At 62.3% G+C, this 18,218-nt stretch carries 17 protein-coding genes and 3 pseudogenes; 13 read left to right on the forward strand and 7 right to left on the reverse strand.

All coding sequences use genetic code 11. The features are described from left to right. Window positions 1-225: pseudogene (locus A5706_RS08310) on the reverse strand (VOC family protein); the annotation flags it as partial. Between A5706_RS08310 and A5706_RS08315 the strand changes: the two are divergent. Next, window positions 221-352: pseudogene (locus A5706_RS08315) on the forward strand (VOC family protein); the annotation flags it as partial. The pseudogenes A5706_RS08310 and A5706_RS08315 sit on opposite strands and share 5 nt — an antisense overlap. Before the next feature lie 430 nt (window positions 353-782). Here A5706_RS08315 and A5706_RS08320 read toward each other — a convergent pair. After that, entirely contained in the window at window positions 783-980 is a 198-nt protein-coding gene (locus tag A5706_RS08320) for a hypothetical protein (protein ID WP_068128991.1), read from the reverse strand. 216 nt (window positions 981-1,196) lie between these two features. Between A5706_RS08320 and A5706_RS08325 the strand changes: the two genes are divergently transcribed. Then, entirely contained in the window at window positions 1,197-1,529 is a 333-nt protein-coding gene (locus tag A5706_RS08325; protein ID WP_068128993.1) for a hypothetical protein, read from the forward strand. A 330-nt stretch (window positions 1,530-1,859) separates the two neighbouring features. On the opposite strand, the gene dndA is transcribed toward A5706_RS08325, so the two are convergent. Then, on the reverse strand, window positions 1,860-3,056 hold the full coding sequence (dndA, locus tag A5706_RS08330) for a cysteine desulfurase DndA (RefSeq protein ID WP_068128995.1): 1,197 nt from the start codon (window positions 3,054-3,056) through the stop codon (window positions 1,860-1,862). A 101-nt stretch (window positions 3,057-3,157) separates the two neighbouring features. On the opposite strand from dndA, the gene dndB reads away from it, so the two are divergent. From dndB to A5706_RS08355, 5 genes are read left to right on the forward strand one after another with little or no spacing between them, the layout of a single operon-like run. Continuing rightward, the gene (dndB, locus tag A5706_RS08335) at window positions 3,158-4,309 is read left to right on the forward strand and encodes a DNA sulfur modification protein DndB (RefSeq protein ID WP_082964253.1); all 1,152 of its coding nucleotides are present in this window, start codon (window positions 3,158-3,160) and stop codon (window positions 4,307-4,309) included. After that, the gene (dndC, locus tag A5706_RS08340) at window positions 4,306-5,838 is read left to right on the forward strand and encodes a DNA phosphorothioation system sulfurtransferase DndC (protein WP_068128997.1); all 1,533 of its coding nucleotides are present in this window, start codon (window positions 4,306-4,308) and stop codon (window positions 5,836-5,838) included. Before dndB ends, dndC begins: the two co-directional genes overlap by 4 nt. Further along, window positions 5,835-7,814 (forward strand): DNA sulfur modification protein DndD, encoded by a 1,980-nt coding sequence (gene dndD / locus A5706_RS08345; protein WP_068128999.1) that lies wholly within the window; start codon window positions 5,835-5,837, stop codon window positions 7,812-7,814. The genes dndC and dndD overlap by 4 nt, the downstream gene beginning before the upstream one ends. Further along, window positions 7,811-8,203, forward strand: coding sequence for a DNA sulfur modification protein DndE (dndE, locus tag A5706_RS08350; protein ID WP_068129002.1), 393 nt, complete (start codon window positions 7,811-7,813; stop codon window positions 8,201-8,203). The genes dndD and dndE overlap by 4 nt, the downstream gene beginning before the upstream one ends. Window positions 8,204-8,212: 9 nt before the next feature. Further along, the gene (locus A5706_RS08355; protein WP_068129004.1) at window positions 8,213-9,703 is read left to right on the forward strand and encodes a DNA phosphorothioation-associated putative methyltransferase; all 1,491 of its coding nucleotides are present in this window, start codon (window positions 8,213-8,215) and stop codon (window positions 9,701-9,703) included. Window positions 9,704-9,746: 43 nt separating this feature from the next. On the opposite strand, the gene A5706_RS08360 is transcribed toward A5706_RS08355, so the two are convergent. From A5706_RS08360 to A5706_RS08370, 3 genes and pseudogenes are all read right to left on the reverse strand, one after another. Continuing rightward, window positions 9,747-11,342, reverse strand: a complete 1,596-nt coding sequence (locus A5706_RS08360; RefSeq protein WP_068129007.1) for a DNA sulfur modification protein DndB — start codon at window positions 11,340-11,342, stop codon at window positions 9,747-9,749. Window positions 11,343-11,455: 113 nt separating this feature from the next. Beyond that, the gene (locus tag A5706_RS08365; protein WP_068129009.1) at window positions 11,456-11,803 is read right to left on the reverse strand and encodes a GIY-YIG nuclease family protein; all 348 of its coding nucleotides are present in this window, start codon (window positions 11,801-11,803) and stop codon (window positions 11,456-11,458) included. A gap of 329 nt (window positions 11,804-12,132) precedes the next feature. Next, window positions 12,133-12,642, reverse strand: a pseudogene (locus A5706_RS08370) (FIST N-terminal domain-containing protein); the annotation flags it as partial. Between the two features lie 64 nt (window positions 12,643-12,706). Here A5706_RS08370 and A5706_RS08375 point away from each other — a divergent pair. Continuing rightward, complete coding sequence (locus A5706_RS08375) at window positions 12,707-13,666, forward strand: SMP-30/gluconolactonase/LRE family protein (protein WP_068129010.1); 960 nt, start codon at window positions 12,707-12,709, stop codon at window positions 13,664-13,666. Here the strand turns inward: A5706_RS08375 and A5706_RS08380 are convergent. Next, window positions 13,663-14,508: an SDR family NAD(P)-dependent oxidoreductase gene (locus A5706_RS08380; protein WP_068129012.1), complete on the reverse strand. Its 846-nt coding sequence runs from the start codon at window positions 14,506-14,508 to the stop codon at window positions 13,663-13,665. The two genes, A5706_RS08375 and A5706_RS08380, sit on opposite strands and share 4 nt — an antisense overlap. Window positions 14,509-14,760: 252 nt before the next feature. Here A5706_RS08380 and A5706_RS08385 point away from each other — a divergent pair, with 252 nt between their 5' ends. The 5 genes from A5706_RS08385 (at window position 14,761) to A5706_RS08405 (ending at window position 18,173) form a co-directional block, all read left to right on the forward strand. Continuing rightward, entirely contained in the window at window positions 14,761-15,006 is a 246-nt protein-coding gene (locus A5706_RS08385; RefSeq protein ID WP_068129014.1) for a type II toxin-antitoxin system VapB family antitoxin, read from the forward strand. A gap of 297 nt (window positions 15,007-15,303) precedes the next feature. Next, entirely contained in the window at window positions 15,304-15,636 is a 333-nt protein-coding gene (locus A5706_RS08390) for a type II toxin-antitoxin system RelE/ParE family toxin (RefSeq protein ID WP_068129016.1), read from the forward strand. Then, a complete protein-coding gene (locus A5706_RS34765; RefSeq protein ID WP_068129018.1) occupies window positions 15,629-15,988 on the forward strand; it encodes a helix-turn-helix domain-containing protein in 360 nt (119 codons plus the stop codon). The genes A5706_RS08390 and A5706_RS34765 overlap by 8 nt, the downstream gene beginning before the upstream one ends. Before the next feature lie 390 nt (window positions 15,989-16,378). Continuing rightward, window positions 16,379-17,161 carry a VOC family protein gene (locus A5706_RS08400; RefSeq protein WP_068129020.1) on the forward strand — a complete coding sequence of 261 codons (783 nt, stop codon included), beginning with the start codon at window positions 16,379-16,381 and terminating at the stop codon, window positions 17,159-17,161. A 109-nt stretch (window positions 17,162-17,270) separates the two neighbouring features. Continuing rightward, window positions 17,271-18,173, forward strand: a complete 903-nt coding sequence (locus A5706_RS08405) for a universal stress protein (protein WP_068129022.1) — start codon at window positions 17,271-17,273, stop codon at window positions 18,171-18,173. Window positions 18,174-18,218 lie beyond the last annotated feature (45 nt).

The raw sequence follows: 18,218 nt of genomic DNA on the forward strand, positions 1-18,218 counted from the left end.
CCCGTCCGGATCGCGAATCATCGCCATCGCCTCGTTAACCGTCTCCTCGACCACCGCTCCCCCGAACTCCGCGACCTTCTTCAGCGCGCCGGCGAGATCAGACACCGAGAACGAGATGTGCGTCAGCCCAATCTGATCCATGACGCGTTCCGACCCGGCGTGAACCCGGCGCTTCGAGTAGTCCATGAGTTCGAGCACGAAGCCGTCGCGCACCAAGTAGGTCGCGGAGTTCGGGGGAGCGGTGGTCGAGGAGACGGTTAACGAGGCGATGGCGATGATTCGCGATCCGGACGGGCAGCTGTTGGAACTGCTCTCGGACGCGTGGCTGAAGATGTTGCCACTGCGCCCTTAGTGCGGCTGCCAGCGCGAAACGATAGAACTCGAAACAGTCGTCGGCCTCTCTCCAGCCTGCGATTAGGACTGTGCTCGGCGCGGCTGGGCCAAACTGGCGACCTACGGTCTGTCAATAAGGCCTCTCGCAGAACCGCCAGTCGCTCGTTGTCCTGCGCTGGCACCAGAAGATTTGGTCCTCGACCGGGTGCGGCGTCGCCTGGTTGGCCAGCGATTCGGGTCGTCGCGGCAGTTTGGATACCTTGATCGGTGCAGTCGGACAGACTCAGGCCTGCCGCGATATCCGCAATAGTCACATCTGAGCCGAAAAGCCGACTGAACACTCCCGAAGAAGAGTGTTCAGATGTTGCGTACGGGCGTCGCCCTTCACGTGGAATGCGAAGGCCATTAAGCGGGCAAGGCCGTGAGGGCGCACAGTCGGAACCCGGTACTTATGACCTCAGCAACAGCACGTTGCTCAATTTGCCAGCGATCTCCTTCGCTTCGCCCTTGACCGTGTAGGTTCCCCCGACGGTGTGGATAATTGAGTACGCTGCATCCGACGCTGGTACAACTGCCACGACATTGTTGGGAAAAATGTAGGCGCCGGTAATCTCTTGGCCTTCCTCCACAATCGTGACTTGCAGCATTGATGCCCCTCTCGGTCAGAATGTCGTTGACAGCGGTCCCTACACCGCTCCGCGGCGCAGATGATGTCCACCGGACTGGCGACACGATGCGCCACGCGCCAACGTTACTTGAAGCTTTGCGCCGCGATTGGAGACATCGATCCTGTGCTTTTCTTCGTGTGACGCTATCGCTCCTCGTGAATTGGCAGGTGTATATACACCTGGTACGGTTGGTGTATGAACACCGACGCTGCGCTTCAGGCGCTGAAGACTGTGGTTGTTGCAAGCTATACCAACCACACAGTCACCCGAGGTGGGGTAGTGAAGCGAAAGACCGCGGCTCAGAAGCAGCTCGATATGGCGGTCGCGCAGGCCCTAGTCGCCTTTGCAGTCGACTACGACGGGTTGCCTGGCTACCGAACGCCGGGAAGCCTTTGGAGCTTCCTCGTCGAGTGGGCCAAAGACGACGGCGATCTCGTGACTCCCCCCGACGCATCAATGCCCAGCGGGTTCCAGCCTTTGCAACACCGACTCGACTACCAGCTTGTGGCGCCACCTAAACCTGGCTGATGAAAGCAGCGCTTCCGCCGTGATGACCGACCGCTTTGAATCGCGGCGCGAGAGAACCGGGCATCGTAAGTGTCTTACGCCCAAGGTGTGGATATAGTGGCATGCTTCGAGGTGTGCCGAACCAGCCAAAGACACCGCTACGCAGTTTCCGGATTCCGGACGAGCTCTGGGAAGCCGCGAAGTCCAAAGCTGCAGCTAGGGGCGAAGACCTGAGCACTGTGGTCCGCGCCGCCCTGAGACGCTATGTGAAGCGCAATGACAAACCTGTCGAAGATGATCCGCTTCGTTAAGGACGAACGAGCAACGCAGCCCAGTCACACGGGACGTCGGTCACTGCCCTGCGAGTCGCGCGAGTCTGCATACAACCTCTCCCCACGGCACATCGCCCGTCAGATGGCTCCACGAAAACCGTAAGGCACCTGAGATCCGTTCCGTGCCGAGCCCCGCAGCAACGAGTACATGGCTCGGCTCGTAACTCTGGGAAGTGCATGCTGACCCATTTGACACCGCAACAACGTCCTTTAGCGCGACGATCGCCGCTTCGGAGTCCACACCCGGAACGGAGAAGTTCAGCGTTGTCGCCATCGTTCGTGATTCATCGCCGTTGACCGCGATGTTAAGTTGCGCAAGTGCAGCAACCGCCTCGGACTTAAGACGTTGCGCGCGTTCGTTGCGCTCTCGGTTCTCCTTGAGCGCGAGGGTTGACGCAAGACCAAGACCTGCGACAAGCGGCACGGGGAGCGTGCCTGGCCGCAGTCCTCTTTCTTGTCCACCACCGAACATCAAAGGTTCCAGTGGCACTCGCCTGAATCCGCGCCGGCGCATGATCAGCGCACCAATGCCTTTCGGCGCGAAGATTTTGTGTCCAGACACGCTGATCAGGTCGATGCGCTGATGGCGAAGGGGCTCAACGAGTTTGCCGAACGCTTGTGCGGCGTCCACGTGAAAGTATGCATCGTGTTCAGCCATCACGCCGGCGACTTCCGCAAGCGGTTGCATCACACCTGTCTCGTTGTTGGCCGCCATGACTGACACCGCCAATGTGTCTGGCCGAAGCGCTGCATGAACTGACTCTGCGGTCACCCACCCGCCCGGCTCAGGCCTAATCAGCGTAATTTCAAAACCGCGGTTGGCGAGGATGCCCAATGGTTCGAGGACAGCCTTGTGCTCGATCTGAGTCGAAATGATGTGCCGCTTGCCGACACTTTCGCCGTAGGCAGCTAGCCCCAGGAGCGCGATGTTGTCGCTCTCTGTCGCGCCGCTTGTGAAGACCACTTCATCCGGCTTCGCCGCCACAACGGCGGCTATCTCAACGCGAGCTCGGCTGACGCGCTCTTTCGCGACTTGGCCGTAGCGGTGCGTCCGGCTTCCCGAGTTGCCGTACTCCCTTTGCATGTAGGTAAGTACTTCGCGTGCAACACGCGGCTCGACTGGCGTTGTTGCGTTGTTGTCCAGGTAAACCGGACGATCTGCGCCGTCGTCAGGGTCACGGGCGAGTGTGTTGTCAGTGGGCGCGCCTACCGTCATGGCACGAAGGTTACCTCTATGTTCGGACATATGTATGGAAGCACAGCGCCCGTTGTTTGGATCTTGAGTTCCGTACACGGCACTGGTAAGGATTGACCGTGATGACCAAGTCCAAGATCAACTCGGGTGAAGTCGCTCGAACAACTGCCCGCGCAAGGTCGAGCGCCTTCGAGTACGTGTTTCCCGCCATCCGCGGCGTACAAGCCGGACGCGAGTACTACGTGACAATGTGCCCTCTACGGCTCATCCCACGTTTGTTCGTATTCGACGAGGAGGAGCTGGTTCCTGAGATGCGCGCCCAGCGCACCCTTAACAAGGCGCGCGTCCCCGAGATCGCGCGCTACGTACTGGATAACCCATCAAGCTATGTGTTCTCGGCACTGACTGCTTCCGTCGACGCCGAGGTGAAATTTGAACCTTCTGAGGGCATGGGGCCGAACGAGCGCGTCGGTACATTGATCATCCCGATGTCTGCCAAGTTCGTCATAAACGATGGGCAGCACCGTAGGGCCGGTATCCAGCAGGCGCTGCTTGAGAACCCCGAACTCGGGGACGAAAGCATCGCGATCGTGATGTTCCTCGATGTCGGCCTTGAGCGTTGTCAGCAGATGTTCGCTGATCTCAACCGTTATGCCATCCGACCCGCGAAGTCGATTGGCGTGCTGTATGACCACCGCGACGAGATGTCGGTCCTGACCAGGCTCGTAGTTCTCAGATCGTCCTTCTTGCGCGATGTGACCGAGACTGAGACCAGCAACCTTGCGCAAAGATCCCGGAAGCTGTTTACGCTCTCGGCGCTGTACGCCGCGACAAAAGCATTGCTCGACGGCACCGATCAAGAGCCCTTCGAGCGCCGCGTCGACCTGGCGGCCACGTTCTGGGAGGTCGTTGCGAATCAGTTCCCGGAGTGGTCGCAGGTCTACACGCGCGACGCTACTGCGGGCGAGGTGCGCCAGGACTTCATCCACACCCACGGCATCGTGCTTCACGCCCTCGGCAAAGTCGGCAACAGTCTTATTGCCGAGGGTGAGGCGGTGTCGACCTGGCCGACCATCCTCAAGAGGCTCAAAGACATTGACTGGCACCGCTCGAACGCTGCCACGTGGGAGGGTCGGGCTATGACTGCCGGGCGAGTATCCAAGAACGCCACGAATGTCCTGCTGACAGCAGCGGCAATTCGTAATGCGCTTGGTATGCCGCTACCGCCCGACGAGCAACGCGCTGAAGAGGCATTCGCTGGAGGAGAGAAGTGAAGCGTAGCCTGCCAATCCGTCCACGAGAGAAGTCCGCTTTCGACGAACTTGGCTTCTCGGGGACCATCGACGCACTTATCGCCCAGACCCAGGAGCTCTATCTCGCGGATCATGTCCCCTGGGTTGTGGGCTACTCGGGCGGCAAAGACTCAACCGCAGTCCTGCAGATCGTCTGGCTCGCGCTTGAAGCCCTGCCGGCAGAACACCGGCGTAAGCATGTCCACGTCATCAGCACCGACACCCTCGTTGAGAATCCGGTCGTGGCTGCATGGGTCACACACTCACTCGATGTCATGCGTGAAGTGGCAAGCAGCGCCGGCATCCCCCTTACTCCGCACCGCCTTACACCCGCTGTCGCCGACTCGTTCTGGGTCAATCTCATCGGTCGCGGCTACCCAGCTCCGCGGCCAAAGTTTCGATGGTGTACCGAGCGGCTCAAGATCAAACCTTCGAACTCATTCATCCGACAAATGGTCCGTGCGCACGGAGAGGCCATCCTTGTGCTCGGCACCCGCAAGGCTGAAAGCTCGGGACGGCACGCTCGTATGTCGGCGTTGGAGTCAAGACGCGTTCGCGATCTACTCAGTCCGAATGAATCGCTGCCAAACGCAGTCGTTTATTCGCCCGTGGAGAATTGGTCGAACGATGACGTTTGGACGTTTCTAATGCAGACGCCGAACCCGTGGGGCTACTCCAATAAGGAGTTGCTCACCATGTACCAAGGCGCGTCGGCAGACGGTGAGTGCCCCCTGGTGGTCGACTCGAGCACCCCGAGCTGCGGCGACAGTCGATTCGGTTGCTGGACATGCACGCTCGTCGATCAGGACAAGTCGATGGCAGCGATGATACAAAACGATGAAGAGAAGGAATGGATGCTGCCGCTCCTCGATCTGCGCAATGAACTTGACGGCGATGATCGACATCTTCGCGACTTTCGCCGCATGAACGGGTCCGTTCAGCTCTTCCACGGCGAGCCAATCCGTGGTCCCTACACGCAAGAGGCCCGCGAGCGTTGGTTGACCAAGCTGCTGGACGCACAGAAGTGGATCAGGGCAAACGGCCCGACCTACGTCCAGTCCTTGGAACTCATTACGCTGCCCGAGCTCGAAGAGATCCGCCGCATTTGGGTGGTCGAGAAGCATGAGTTTGAAGACCGCCTGCCGAGGCTCTACCAGAGCGTTGTAGGCGAGCCGTACCCCGGAAGACCCCTCGACGAGCACCTACCGTTAGGCCCCGAGATGGTCGAAGTGCTGCACGAGGTGGTCGGCGAAGACCGTGTGCACTTCGAGCTGGTGCGAGAGATGTTGGATATCGAGCAGCGGCACCGGGCGCAGGCGCGGCGGTCGGGTGTCTTCAAGTCGTTGGAAAAAGCGCTGCAGCGCGGATTTTACGACGACGAGGCTGACGCGACGCAGCGCGCGCGTGAACGCATGGTGGCAACCGATCGCTCCTCAATGAGCGACGAACCCGACCCACTCGATCGGGCTGATGGATATGTCCGCGCCATCGATGAAGGCAAAGGCGAATGATTCTTGACGAGCTTGTGCTGCAGAACGTGGGCACGTTTGCCGGTAGACAAACCATCTCGCTTAGTCCAAAGGAGAGCAGGAAGCCGATCGTCTTGATCGGCGGTCTCAATGGAACCGGGAAGACGACGATTCTTGAGGCGATCCACCTGGCGTTATACGGACCGCTTGCGCAAGTATCCGGTCGCGGGGGCAGTTACGATGCCTACCTCCGTGGGCTTATCCACCGCAACGTTGCACCTGACGAAAGCGCTTCGGTCGAGCTGTCGTTCCGCGCTTATCAGCAGGGCGAGGAACACCACTTCCGAGTTCGCCGGCGCTGGCGAACGCACGGCGCATCCCTCCGTGAATTCCTGCTTGTCTCGCTGGACGGTCGTCATGACGAAGCACTGACCTCAACCTGGAGCGAATACGTCGAGACTTTTTTGCCTCGTGGGATCGCGGGGTTGTTTTTCTTCGACGGCGAGCAGATCGAAAAGCTGGCCGACTCGGACAGCTCCCGTCAGGTGTTGTCGTCAGCGCTTGCGGCGTTGCTCGGACTTGATCTTATTGACCGTCTCTCGACCGATTTGTCCGTGCTACGTCGCCGGCACCGCGATAGCCAAGTGCCAGATTCGCTGCGCGAAACTGTCGCCGAGCGGCGGCGCGCCGTCACGGCACTCCGTCAGGCTGAGGAGGCTGCGGACGCTGCCGTGGCCGCTTTGCAGGTGGAGGTTGAACGAGCAAGTAAGCGCCTCCACGAAGCGACAGAGCGCTATAGAAGCGCGGGGGGAGATCTGCTCGATCAGCGCGATGCCGCCGAGATTAAGGTCGGAATGCTGAAGGAGCAGCTCATCTCCGTTGACAATGACTTACGGGAGGAAATGTCCGACACTGCGCCGCTGTTGCAAGTCACTGCGCTTCTTTGCCAGCTCGCCGAACAGGTTGACCGCGAGGTGCGTGCAGCACGTGAAGCGGTTGTTGTCGACGTTATCGCCGAGCGGGACGCCGTGATTGTTGATCGGCTTCGTGCCGATGGGCTGAAGAAGTCGGCCCTCGATGACCTAGTGGATTTTTTGGCGAAGGACCGCCGGGCGCGTCAGACGGCGTGCAACGAGCCAACGATTGTCGGCACAGCCAGTGCCCCCCTTATTAAGACGCTTAGGTCGTCAAGCCTGCCGACTGCCGAGCGACGGTTGTCGGTTCTGGTAAACCGCCGTCGATCCCTTTCGGAAGATCTGGATCAGGCGGAGCGCGTTTTGGTTGCCATTCCCGATCAAGAGGCGCTTGCCCCACTCGTCGCTGAAAGAAAAGAAGCTGCTTCCGACGCCATGCGCGCTGAGGCTCGCATGGCCCACGCGCAGGACCGGCTGGCATCCTGCCGTCAGGACCGCGCAAAGGCGGACGCGGCGTACGAGGCCACGCTGGACAGGGTGGCACGCGCAACTCTCTCAGCCGAGGATGATCGCCGGCTGGTCGAGCACGCCGAGCGAGTCCGGGTGACACTTCAGGCGCTACGGCTGGCCGCGGCCAAGCGCCACCTCGGACGGATTTCCGATCTCATTTTCGAGTCCCTGGGTCGCCTGCTAAGGAAGACCAACTTGATCACGCGCGTGGAGATCGATCCAGAGACCTACTCGGTCGAGCTGACCGGCGCTGATGGCCGGGCGCTCATGGCCTGGGACCTTTCCGCGGGCGAACGTCAGCTGCTGGCTGTCGCACTGCTGTGGGGTCTGGCCCGCTCGTCCGGCCAGCCACTTCCGATTGTGATCGACACCCCGTTGGGCCGGTTGGATCGATCACACCGCGGACATCTGCTTGAGCGTTACTTCCCACAAGCCAGCCACCAGGTGATCTTGTTGTCGACGGACACCGAGATCGATGCGGATGCAATCGAGGTGCTACGACCGCATGTCGGCCGGTCGTACAAGCTGGAATTTGACCCGTCGACCAACGCGACGACCATCGCGCATGGCTACTTTTGGGAGAACGCATCGTGACTATCGAGCACGTCCGCTTGTCCCAGGCCGCCCGGGACCAGCTGGTGACGCTGAAGCGTCGCACCGGGATCACACATTGGAACGTGCTATGCCGGTGGGCGCTGTCCCGCTCATTGGCTGAGCCGGCACCGCCGCCCACCATCAAGCTGGTCCTCGACAGCAATGTAGAGATGAGCTGGCGGACTTTTGCCGGCAACCACGGTGATGAACTATGGGCAGTTATGCGCTACCGCTGTTACGTCGACGGGCTCCCGCTCGATGAAGAAACGATCGCCCACCAATTTCGCCTCCACCTGCACCGCGGCATCGGCTACCTCGTAGGCGATCCACGAGTGACGGACCTCGCCGGTCTGGCGAGCGTTGCACTCGAGCAGCCGCCAGCCGCATGACCATTGCGCATGACCACTCCAAAAAATCCTTCGTCGTCAATTGGGGACGGCCTAGCGCTGGTTGCTCGCCACAAGACGGCGATGACCCGTTCGGCGCTGTCTAGGCCGATCGCCACGGCATTAGCAGACGGGATCGTCCAGGCGGGATGCACCATATTCGACTACGGTTGCGGTCGCGGCGACGACATCCGTAACCTGCGCTCGCTGGGGTACGCCGCGCACGGTTGGGACCCGGTACACCGTGCCAATGAAGAGCATGTGGCGGCAGACGTGGTCAATCTGGGCTACGTCGTCAACGTCATCGAGGATCGCGGCGAGCGCGCCGCTGCCCTGCGGTCCGCGTGGCAACTCACCCGCCACGCACTTGTGGTTTCCGCTCGGCTAACCTGGGACGCCCGTGACCTAATCGGTCGTCCGATGGGGGACGGACTCATTACGAGAACGGGCACGTTCCAAAAGTTCTACGAGCAGTCCGAGCTGGCCGCGTGGGTGAGCGAGACCATTGGGGTTGAGCCCATCGCTGCCGCCCCTGGGATCTTCTACATTTTTCGGGATGCGGCATCCGCCCAACAGTTCCTGTTCAGCCGGGTCCATGCCTACCGTCCGCGCGTCCGGATCGATCCGCACGAGATGTACGCCGCACATCAGGAGACCCTCGCGCCCCTGCTTGACTTCATGACGGCGCACGCCCGTCCTCCCCGCGCTGGTGAACTGGTGGCCGAGGACGACGAGCTGATCCGCGCCAAGTTCGGCAGCGTCGTTCGCGGCATGCGGTTGATTCAGCAGGTCACCGACGCGAAATACTGGGAGAGCGTCCGTGTGCAGCGGCGCAATGAGTTGTTGATCTACATCGCCATGTCCCGGTTCGGTCGGCGACCTCGGCTAAGCCAACTACCATCGCTACTTGCAGGGGACATCAAGGCCCTGTTCGGCAAGTACCAGACGGCGTGCACTCAAGCAGACCGACTGTTGCTCGCCTGCGGGGATCCGGCCTTGATTTTGGTCTCGGCCCGTAGCTCCAAGGTCGGCAAGCAGACGCCCTCAGCGCTCTACGTACACCGGTCCGCCCTTGGCGAGCTTCCACCTATCCTGCGCGTTTACGAGGCGTGCGCCAGGGTGCTGTCGGGGACAGTCGACTCGGCGAACATGATCAAGCTGTCGGTGACGGAACCGCAGGTGTCCTACCTCTCGTATCCGTCCTTCGACCGTGATGCCCACCCAACCCTCGATATGGCCGTGACGGTGAATTTGCGGAAGCTAAGCGTCGACTGGCGCGACTACGCGAGGTCCGGCAACCCGCCCCTGCTGCACCGCAAGGAGGAGTTCATCGGAGAGTCCGACCCCCTGCGTGATCGTTACGAGCGGCTGACCCGCTCGGAGGTGCGCGCAGGCCTGTACGAGCGTCCGGAGCGCATCGGCACCTTGGCGGGCTGGAAAGCGGTGATGGACGAGGCCGGTGTCGAGGTTCGGGGACATCGCCTGGTGCGAACACGGAAATGACTAAGGGCCCGACCGTTTGATCGGGCCCTTAGTCGGCGGTACTTCAGCTGATCTGGACCGGCAGGCCCAAGTCGCTAACCTTGGTGCCATCCCAGTTCCAGTAGGTCTCGGTCTCGGGGATCTGGCGCACCTCCTTCAACGCAGTTAGCAGCTCCTTCCGCTCCTCATCCGTTAGCTGGTTGTGGAGAAGGTGCCGCAGCAACAGCGCCGACGGCTTCTTCTTGTCGACCGCCATTGCCTTCTTGTACGGGTTGTAAGTCAGGCCGTACCACGCGCTCTTGGGATCCGAAATATTCTCGAAACCGCCGGCCTTGTCGTAGGTCGTCAGCCGCTTGAAGATGACATCGAGCGTCATCTTCGGCCCGTCCGGGTGGTTGAACAGATACCCGACCGCCTCGGCCAGGATCTGCTGGCCGATAGGCCGCATGAGCAGGTGGCCAGCACCATCGGGCGAGAACTCCCTCAGGTCGTCGATCGCTGTGCCCGTCGCCACCTTCGTGAAGACTGGCAGGGCTGCGACGCGGTTGAGGAAGTCGTTCATCTCGGTCTCGCCATCTTCGAGCTCGTTCTCGACCGGACGGAACGGAATCTCCTTCGAGGTCTCGGGCTTCCACTTCGCGTATACCTTCTTCTCGCCAAGAAAGTCCTTGACCATCTCGATCAACGTCACACTGGTCGTCAACCACTTGGAGTTCTTGGGAAGCGCATTTGTCTTCCAGTTGATCCGGTCCCCAGGGTCATCCTTCTTGAACAGCTTGTTGCTGAAGGCTACGGCCTTTGCGACTATGGCGAAGCCGTTGTCCTCGTCGAGGATCGCGATCTCGCCCTTGGTCGGCGGCTGTGCGGTCTTGTTGACATGGACGAAGACGCTGCGCACGCGGCGACGCGCCTCGACCATCGTCTCGCCTTCGATGACGGCGGGGATGAACTCGATGCCCATGGACTCGTCGAGGATGCCGTCCACGTCCGCCTGGGTGACGCCGAATTCTGCCATGAGCTTGTCCTTGTCTTGCCAGGTCTTGGCGTCGGAGCCATCCGGCTTCTTCGCCATGAGCTTCCCCGTATCCATGAGTTCCTTTAGGCCCTTGATGCCGATGTACCGGTGCGAGCCGTCGATCACGTAGATCGTTACGCCAGCCTCAGACAGGTCCAGGATGGCGTAAGACCCGTCAGGAGTGAGCTCCATCGAGATCGGCATCGATGTGCGGGTGGCGCAGCCATTCTCGTCCCACATATCGGAGTCGGGGTCGTTGACCCACGCCTCTTGGACCACCACCAGCATCGGCGGGAATTTCCGGCGGGGCTGGCGGAACAGGTACATGGTCAAGATCTGCTGGCGGGACCAGTTTGGAGCCCGCTGCTGCAAGTCCTGCACGCTCTGTTCATCGATCACGATCTGGCCCTTCTCGTTGAGCTTGCTCTTGAGCATGGGCAGCTGCGTGAACAGCATGATGTTATTTGCGATCCACTTGAAGGTTGCCTTGCCGATATAGGCGTCGACATGGCCCATGCGAGTACGCGAGACAAGGAAGGTATTTGCGCCGCCGAGGCGCTGTGCAAGGACCGCCTTGAGGAACTCGTTCTTCTGCTCCTCGATCTTCTCGAGGTCCATGACGTTCGGGATGGTGGTTTCGGTCATTTTCTTTCTCCTGGTTCTTGAGTGATTGAAGTCTTGCCGGTTGTTGAAGAGATTGGTAGGTAGGCCGCGTAGCGGCCGAGCTCAAGGTGATCCGCGCACGCGGTTGTAGCTAGTCACGCGATGGCCCTCCTTCCGCGGATCCGATTTCCCGGCGGCTGCAAGTGGTCGATGAGGTCCCGCTCAACCTCGTCTAGGAACTCCGCGGGGACAGTCGCCCACCAGAACTCGTAGTCGTAGCTGTTGCGGATGTTCTCCAGGGCCGGGTTCGGTTCCTGGTAATGGGTGTGCTGGTTGCAGCGCCGGCGCAAGTTCTTGCTCTGGCCTACGTACAGCCACTGGACATCGGTCGCGAGGCCGTGGACACGAACAGCGTGGACGATCGCGTATACGCCGGTAGTCGTCGGGACCGAGCTCTCGATGCCGCGCCCGTAGGCCGATACTCTCCAGTTAGGGACTTTCATGCTAAATTCCTCTCAGTTTGTGATAGCTACCCGCGTGCTAGCGGGAAGCCTGATCTAGCTAGTGCTAGCATGGCATATGGGTCAACCAAATGCAAGCGCAATAGCGCTAATTTATTCACACCTAGTGCTAGTTCGCTCCGCCGCCGGCCCGACGCTCGGGCTGGACACACAGCTATGCCAATCCGCGCACGTGGAACGACGGAGTTGTCCCGCGCCCGCGTCACTTGGTGCTTCGTTCACTGCGCTTTCGACCGGTGCCGGGAAGTCTTTGTCAGCGGCAGGTCGTCGTAATAGATTTCCGCCAGCTTCGCAGGGATCTTGGCGCCGCAGTCATCGATCAGCCGGATGTCGCCTGGTCGAAGCCCGCCGCTGACCACGCCGCCCGCCACGGTCGTTCCGGCAGGTCGGTGTTAAGGTGCTCGACGAGCAGGCTCGAGGGGAAGGTGTACGGGTCGGGCAGCAGCAGGTGCAGATCGTGCGCGGTCCGGTCGAACCGGTAACCGGTGATCAGGCCGCCCGAGCCGGTGCGAACGAACTCCAGCGCGAACGTCTCGGCGGCAAAGGCCGGACGCCGGCCACACTGCCACCGCGGGCTCATCCTCGATCTCGTGGCGGCCGGCGACGATCGCCTGGGCGACGCAGCCGATCAGCGCGGGCGCCTCGACCGTCCGCTGCACCGCGTCGAGGACGTCGACCGCTTGGTCCGTGTGTGCTGGCGAGGCGAGCAGCACGGCCAGCGATGGCGCCTCACCCGCGAGGTCGTCGCACGCGTGCGCTGCCGCCTCCGCCGCGGCCTTCCTCGCGTCGGGCGCGGTGGAAACCCCGACTGCGATCCGCACCCTTCTATGATGCGCCAGCTCCGCTAGCGTGACTTCGCGTGCGACGAGTCAACCAGGGGCATCGATGACGGGAAAGGGCGAGGCCACCATCGCGGTGACCGGTTTGCACCCTGTCGGGCCCGGCGTGGATCGTCCGGAACATGTTGTGGTGGCTGGTGACGGTCGGGTGTTCGCCTCCGACAAAGCCTCCGCCGTCGCAAAACTCATTGACGAGAACACCATTCGGCGCATCGGGCACGCGGGCGGCGAGCCGAACGGGATCGCGCTCGACCGCAACGGCCATTTTCTGATCGCCAATTTCGGTTTGGGTGTGCTGCAGGACCTCGACCCGGCCTCCGGCGCGATCACGACGGTGGTGGGCGGCCACCTCGATGGACGCCCGCTGCGATGGTTGAACTTTGTTCTGGTCGATTCGGTTGGGGCGCTGTGGTGTTCGGTGAGCACGATGGCCGACGATCTCATGGATACCATCGCACGAGGCACCGCCAATGGGTTCATCTTTCGCGTCGCACCGGATCGCCAATCGGCGCACGTGGTCGCCGACGCAGTGAGCTTCCCAAACTGCATGGCACTGGATCGCGACGAGGACTACCTGTATGTGGTGCGCACGGTAGCCGCCGACGTGGTGCGGTTTCCGATCAGGGGGGAAACACTCGGCCCGCAAGAGCGATTCGGGCCGCCGCTGGGCGGCCGGCTCCCCGAGGAGTTCGGACCCGACTGCGAACGGTTCCTGGCCGACCCGCAGGTGAGCCGCCGGTGGGGAATGGCCGACGGATGCGCATTCGATGCCGATGGAAACCTTTGGGTGACACTCGTTCTCGCCAACAGGATCGTGGCAATCAGCCCGGACGGCCGGGCAACAACCGTGATCGAAGACCCCGACGGCGCGCTATTGAGCGGCCCGACCAGCATCGCCTGGGGCGGAAACGACATGCGCGACATCTACATCGGCTCGATCGCGACCCCCTACGTGCTCAAGGGGAGAAGCTCGGTGCCGGGCCTGCCGCTAATCCATCAGCGCTAGCCCGTCGGCCCGGGCCTCATGAAGTCGGGCAGTGCCTGGTCCGGGTCCGAAGGGATCATCGATTCGGGCAGGCCCCACAGCTGCCGAATGGTGGCACCGCCGTCGACGACGAGCGTCTGACCGGTGATGCGGGCGGCCAGCTCGGAGGACAGGAACAACGCGGCGTTGGCGATGTCGTGCGCGCGGGGCGCCGCCAGTGGGTTAATTCCGTTGACGGCGTACTCGTTTGGCGGCTGGTCCTCGTTGCCGGTGCCCACGTTGCCCGGCGCGACGGCGTTGGCGCGAATGCCATAGCGTCCCAGTTCGTCGGCGAAGGTCTTGACGAGCGAGATGACGCCGGCCTTGGCGGCGCCGTAGGCGGCGTGGTAGGCCGCTGCTGCGATGCCGTCGACCGAGGCGATCGCCACCAACGAGCCACCGCTGCGCTGGGCGATCATGCGCCTCGAGACGGCCTGAAAAAGGTAGTAGACCTGGGTCAGGTTGTAATGGATTGTCGCGTCCCATGATTCGGTGGTGAAGTCCTCGACCTTCGACCAGGTCGCTCCGCCGATGATGTCGACGCAGACATCAACACCGCCGAGGGCGGTGACGGCCTCGTCGATCGCCCGACCGACCTGCGCGGCGTCGGTCATGTCGGCGACGATCGGGACGGCATTACCTCCGCGGCCGACGATCTCGCCGACAATGCGATTCGCGCGCTGCTCGTCGATATCGATGCAAGCCACCGAGGCGCCCGCCTCGGCGAGGGCCAACGAGGTGAACCAGCCATGGCCCGCGCGCTCCGGGATGTAGCCCGCGCCCGACACCACGGCGCGCTTGCCGGATAACCCGAAATCGATCACGGCCGACCTCCATTGCGCGAAACCGCTACCTTACGTGAAGCGGGAGATTCGATTCCAGCGGCTCGTTTACGTCGACCGCATCTCAGGTGACGTTGGGGAACCGGAGGGTCGGCAGGGCATCCCGGCTTTGCCGGACCACCATGCGAAGTGCCCGGCTCTGAGCGACTTTTCAGCGACAAGCGTCCCGGCCGGCGAACCCCACCGCCGTGGCTGGCTCTGCTCATACCATTGCGGAGGTAGAAAGGTCTCGTCATGGCATTGAAGATCAAGGATGCGTCGGTCCACGAAGCCGTCAAGCAGATCGTGAAAATCACGGGTGAATCCCAGGCTCAGGTTGTGGCGACCGCGGTGAACGAGCGCCTGGCCAGACTGCAACGAGACGATCTTGTGGCCCGGCTCCTGGCGATCGGCCGCAAGACCGCGAGCCGGATGATCCAGGAGGCCAAGCGGCTGGACCACGCGGATCCGCTTTACGACGAGCGAGGGCTCCCAGGGTGATCGTGGACGAGTCGGCAATCATCGGCGTACTTACCGAGCCCGTAACGCGGCCGACCAATAGGTGAATGTCATTTGTGCTATCGCCGGTGATAGCGCAAGTGGAAATCGCCTCATGGCCGGGTCGGGTACCCGCGTGGCTCATGAGATTGCCTGTCGGTAGCCGGTGCTTGGATACGGCCGTGGTTGTCGAGTTGTGGTGGGGGCGCTTCGCGCGGAGGGAGGCCGTCGGCGTTACGTGCCTGGTGTGTCGTCCCGCCATGGGATCTCACCTGGCATCTATATTGGTTCTGATATAAAATGGGCATCGATCTGAATCCGATCAGATGGCTTGGCACAACTCGCGACGACATCCGTGATCACCGTCCGGCCACCCGGGATCAGCTCGGCCAGCAGCTGCAGCGAGTGCAGATGGGGCTGATGCGCAACAACTACAAACCGATGAGCGCCGTGGGCCCCGGTACATACGAGATACGAGTGCAGGACGCCGACGGCATTTCGCGGCTGATGTACGTCGCGAAGTTCCACGACACGATTTGCGTCCTTCACGTCTTCACGAAGAAGTCGCGAAGGACACCGAAGACCGATATTGATCTCGCCAAGAAGCGCTATCGAAAGGCAAGAGATGGCTGACAGCGTCTTCTACGACCTCGCTGAGGCCCCAGAGGAGGCAGCCAACCTCACCGCGCGCGGCATGCTCATGATTGCCATCGAGCAGCGAATCAAGGAAGAAGGTTGGACGCAGACCGAAGCTGCGGCACGTCTTCACGTGACCCAGCCCCGAGTTTCGGATCTCCTGAACGGAAAGATCAGCAAGTTCAGCCTTGACGCACTGGTCAACATGCTCGCACCCGTCGGCCTGACATTCGATGTTCGACCGACCGAGCGTCCGCCGGTGCGAGCGGCGAAGAAGGTCAAAGGCGTCCCCGCGGATCGTTCACCGAAGGCCACGTCGAGCAGGCGCAAAGCGCTCAGCAGGCACTGACCAGACGGCGGCACTACGGATGCAGACGCTTGTCGCTGGAAAGTCGCTACGAGGTGGACACATCGCATAGTGGTTCGGCGGCGCGACTGCTGGGACGACGGTGACCAACGCCCGCCGGATGCGGACACCACGGCAGTCACTTCGCCGGCCATCTCCTCCCTTGAATTCCCGTTCGTTACTTAGGATTTCGCTCGCTCTGGCTACCGGTTTCGGCCGGTGGTAGCTTGAAAACCGGTGTCCGGGAATTGGCCGCGAACTCGTCGCGCCGGAAGGCGTGGCCATCCGACCTACGCCGAACCGTTGCAACCGAACTCGATGCCCGAATCCTCGATCGACTCGTCTGCTACACCGGCCGGTGCCGATCCATTCGCCAGATGGAAGGCATGAATCATGCCCAAGATCAGCCACTACGCCCAGGGCACGCCGAACTGGGTCGACCTGCAAACCACCGATCAGTCCGCGGCTAAACAGTTCTACGCATCGCTGTTGGGCTGGAGTTACGACGACAACCCGATGCCTCAAGGCGGTGTGTACGCCATGGCCACGGTGAACGGAGAAACGGTGGCGGCGATCGCGCCGATGCCGCCGGGTGCACCCGAGGGCATGCCACCGATGTGGAACACCTACATCGCGGTGGACGACGTCGACGCGGCGGTCGACAAGGTGGGGTCCGCGGGCGGGCAGGTGCTGATGCCACCCTTCGATATCGAAGAAGCCGGCCGGATGGCATTCGTCGCCGACCCGACCGGCGCGGCCGTGGGACTGTGGCAGGCCAACCGCCACATCGGCGCGACGCTCGTCGGCGAGCCGGGCGCGCCGATTTGGCACGAATTGATCACGGACAAGCCGGAATCGGCGCTGGCCTTCTACGAGGCTGTGGTCGGATTGACGCACGCCGCCGTGGAGATGGGACCAGGTCAGACCTACACGCTGCTCAAGGTCGATGGAAACGATGTCGGCGGGTGCATGGAACCGCCGATGCCGGGTGTGCCCAACCATTGGAATGTCTACTTCGCCGTCGACGATGCTGATGCCACTGCCGCCAAGGCGGCCGAAGGGGGCGGGCAGGTCATGGTCCAGCCGTTCGACATTCCGTCGGTGGGACGGTCGGCTGTCTTGACCGACCCGCAGGGCGCGGTGTTCAGCGTGCTGACGCCGGCGCAGCAGCCGTAGCCGGCAACGTCCCTAATCGGATCGGCGTAGTGCATGAGCCGCTTCGTCGCAATTGTTGGCGCAGATTCCTGGCTGGTGGACGTGCCTCACGATCGCCGGGGAGAGTGAAATGCCGGACCGCTCAGAACATCTCGGAGTTGTGGTCGGCGTCGACGGATCCACCGCGTCGACCGCGGCCGTCCGGTGGGCCGCACGCTGGGCCGCGATGCGCAATATCGGGCTGACCATCGTGCACGCCTACCCGCCGTTGATGCCCGGGTCGTCGCTGATTGTCTGGACGGCGCCCACCCCGCCAGAAGCGGCGCGCGCGCAGGAAGAATATGCCCAGCACCTGATCAACGACGCGACCCAGACGGCCAATGACATCGCCGGTAACCTGCGCATCCAGACCAGGGCGATCGCCGGCGCGCCCGCACCCGCGCTGCTCGAGCTGTCCAACCACGCCCAGATCGCGGTGGTGGGCCGACGCGGTACGGCGTCGGTGGCGGGCGTGCTACTCGGCTCGGTCAGCACGGCGCTGATCAACCGCGCGCACTGCCCGGTCGCGGTCATCCATGACGACTCCACTGCCGCGGCGGAGTCTTTGGATGCGCCGGTGCTGGTGGGCATCGATGGATCGCCAGCATCGGAATTGGCCACCGCGATCGCCTTTGGCGAAGCCTCGTGGCGCGGCGTCGAGTTGGTGGCATTGCACGCCGCATGCGACAGCGATCCCTTCGGCATTCACGAGCTCGAGTGGGCCTACGTCGAGCCGCAAGCGCATGAAGCCCTCGCCGAGCGCCTGGCCGGCTGGCAGGAACGTTACCCCGACGTTCGCGTGCGCCGCGTGGTCGTATTCGACCGGCCGGCGCACCATCTCATCGAGCAGGCCAAAACCGCCCAGCTGGTCGTGGTCGGCACCCGCGGCCGCGGCGAATTCGCCGAGCTGCTGCTCGGATCCGTCAGCGCCGCGGTGGTACAGGCGACACGCACGCCGGTCATCGTCGCCCGCCCGCGCAACGTGCCTCAATGACATCACTGCGTGTCAGGGGCGGTGAAGTATCAGAAGAAGAGGTCG

This window comes from Mycobacterium sp. E796, from assembly GCF_001672815.1.
Lineage (GTDB): Bacteria > Actinomycetota > Actinomycetes > Mycobacteriales > Mycobacteriaceae > Mycobacterium.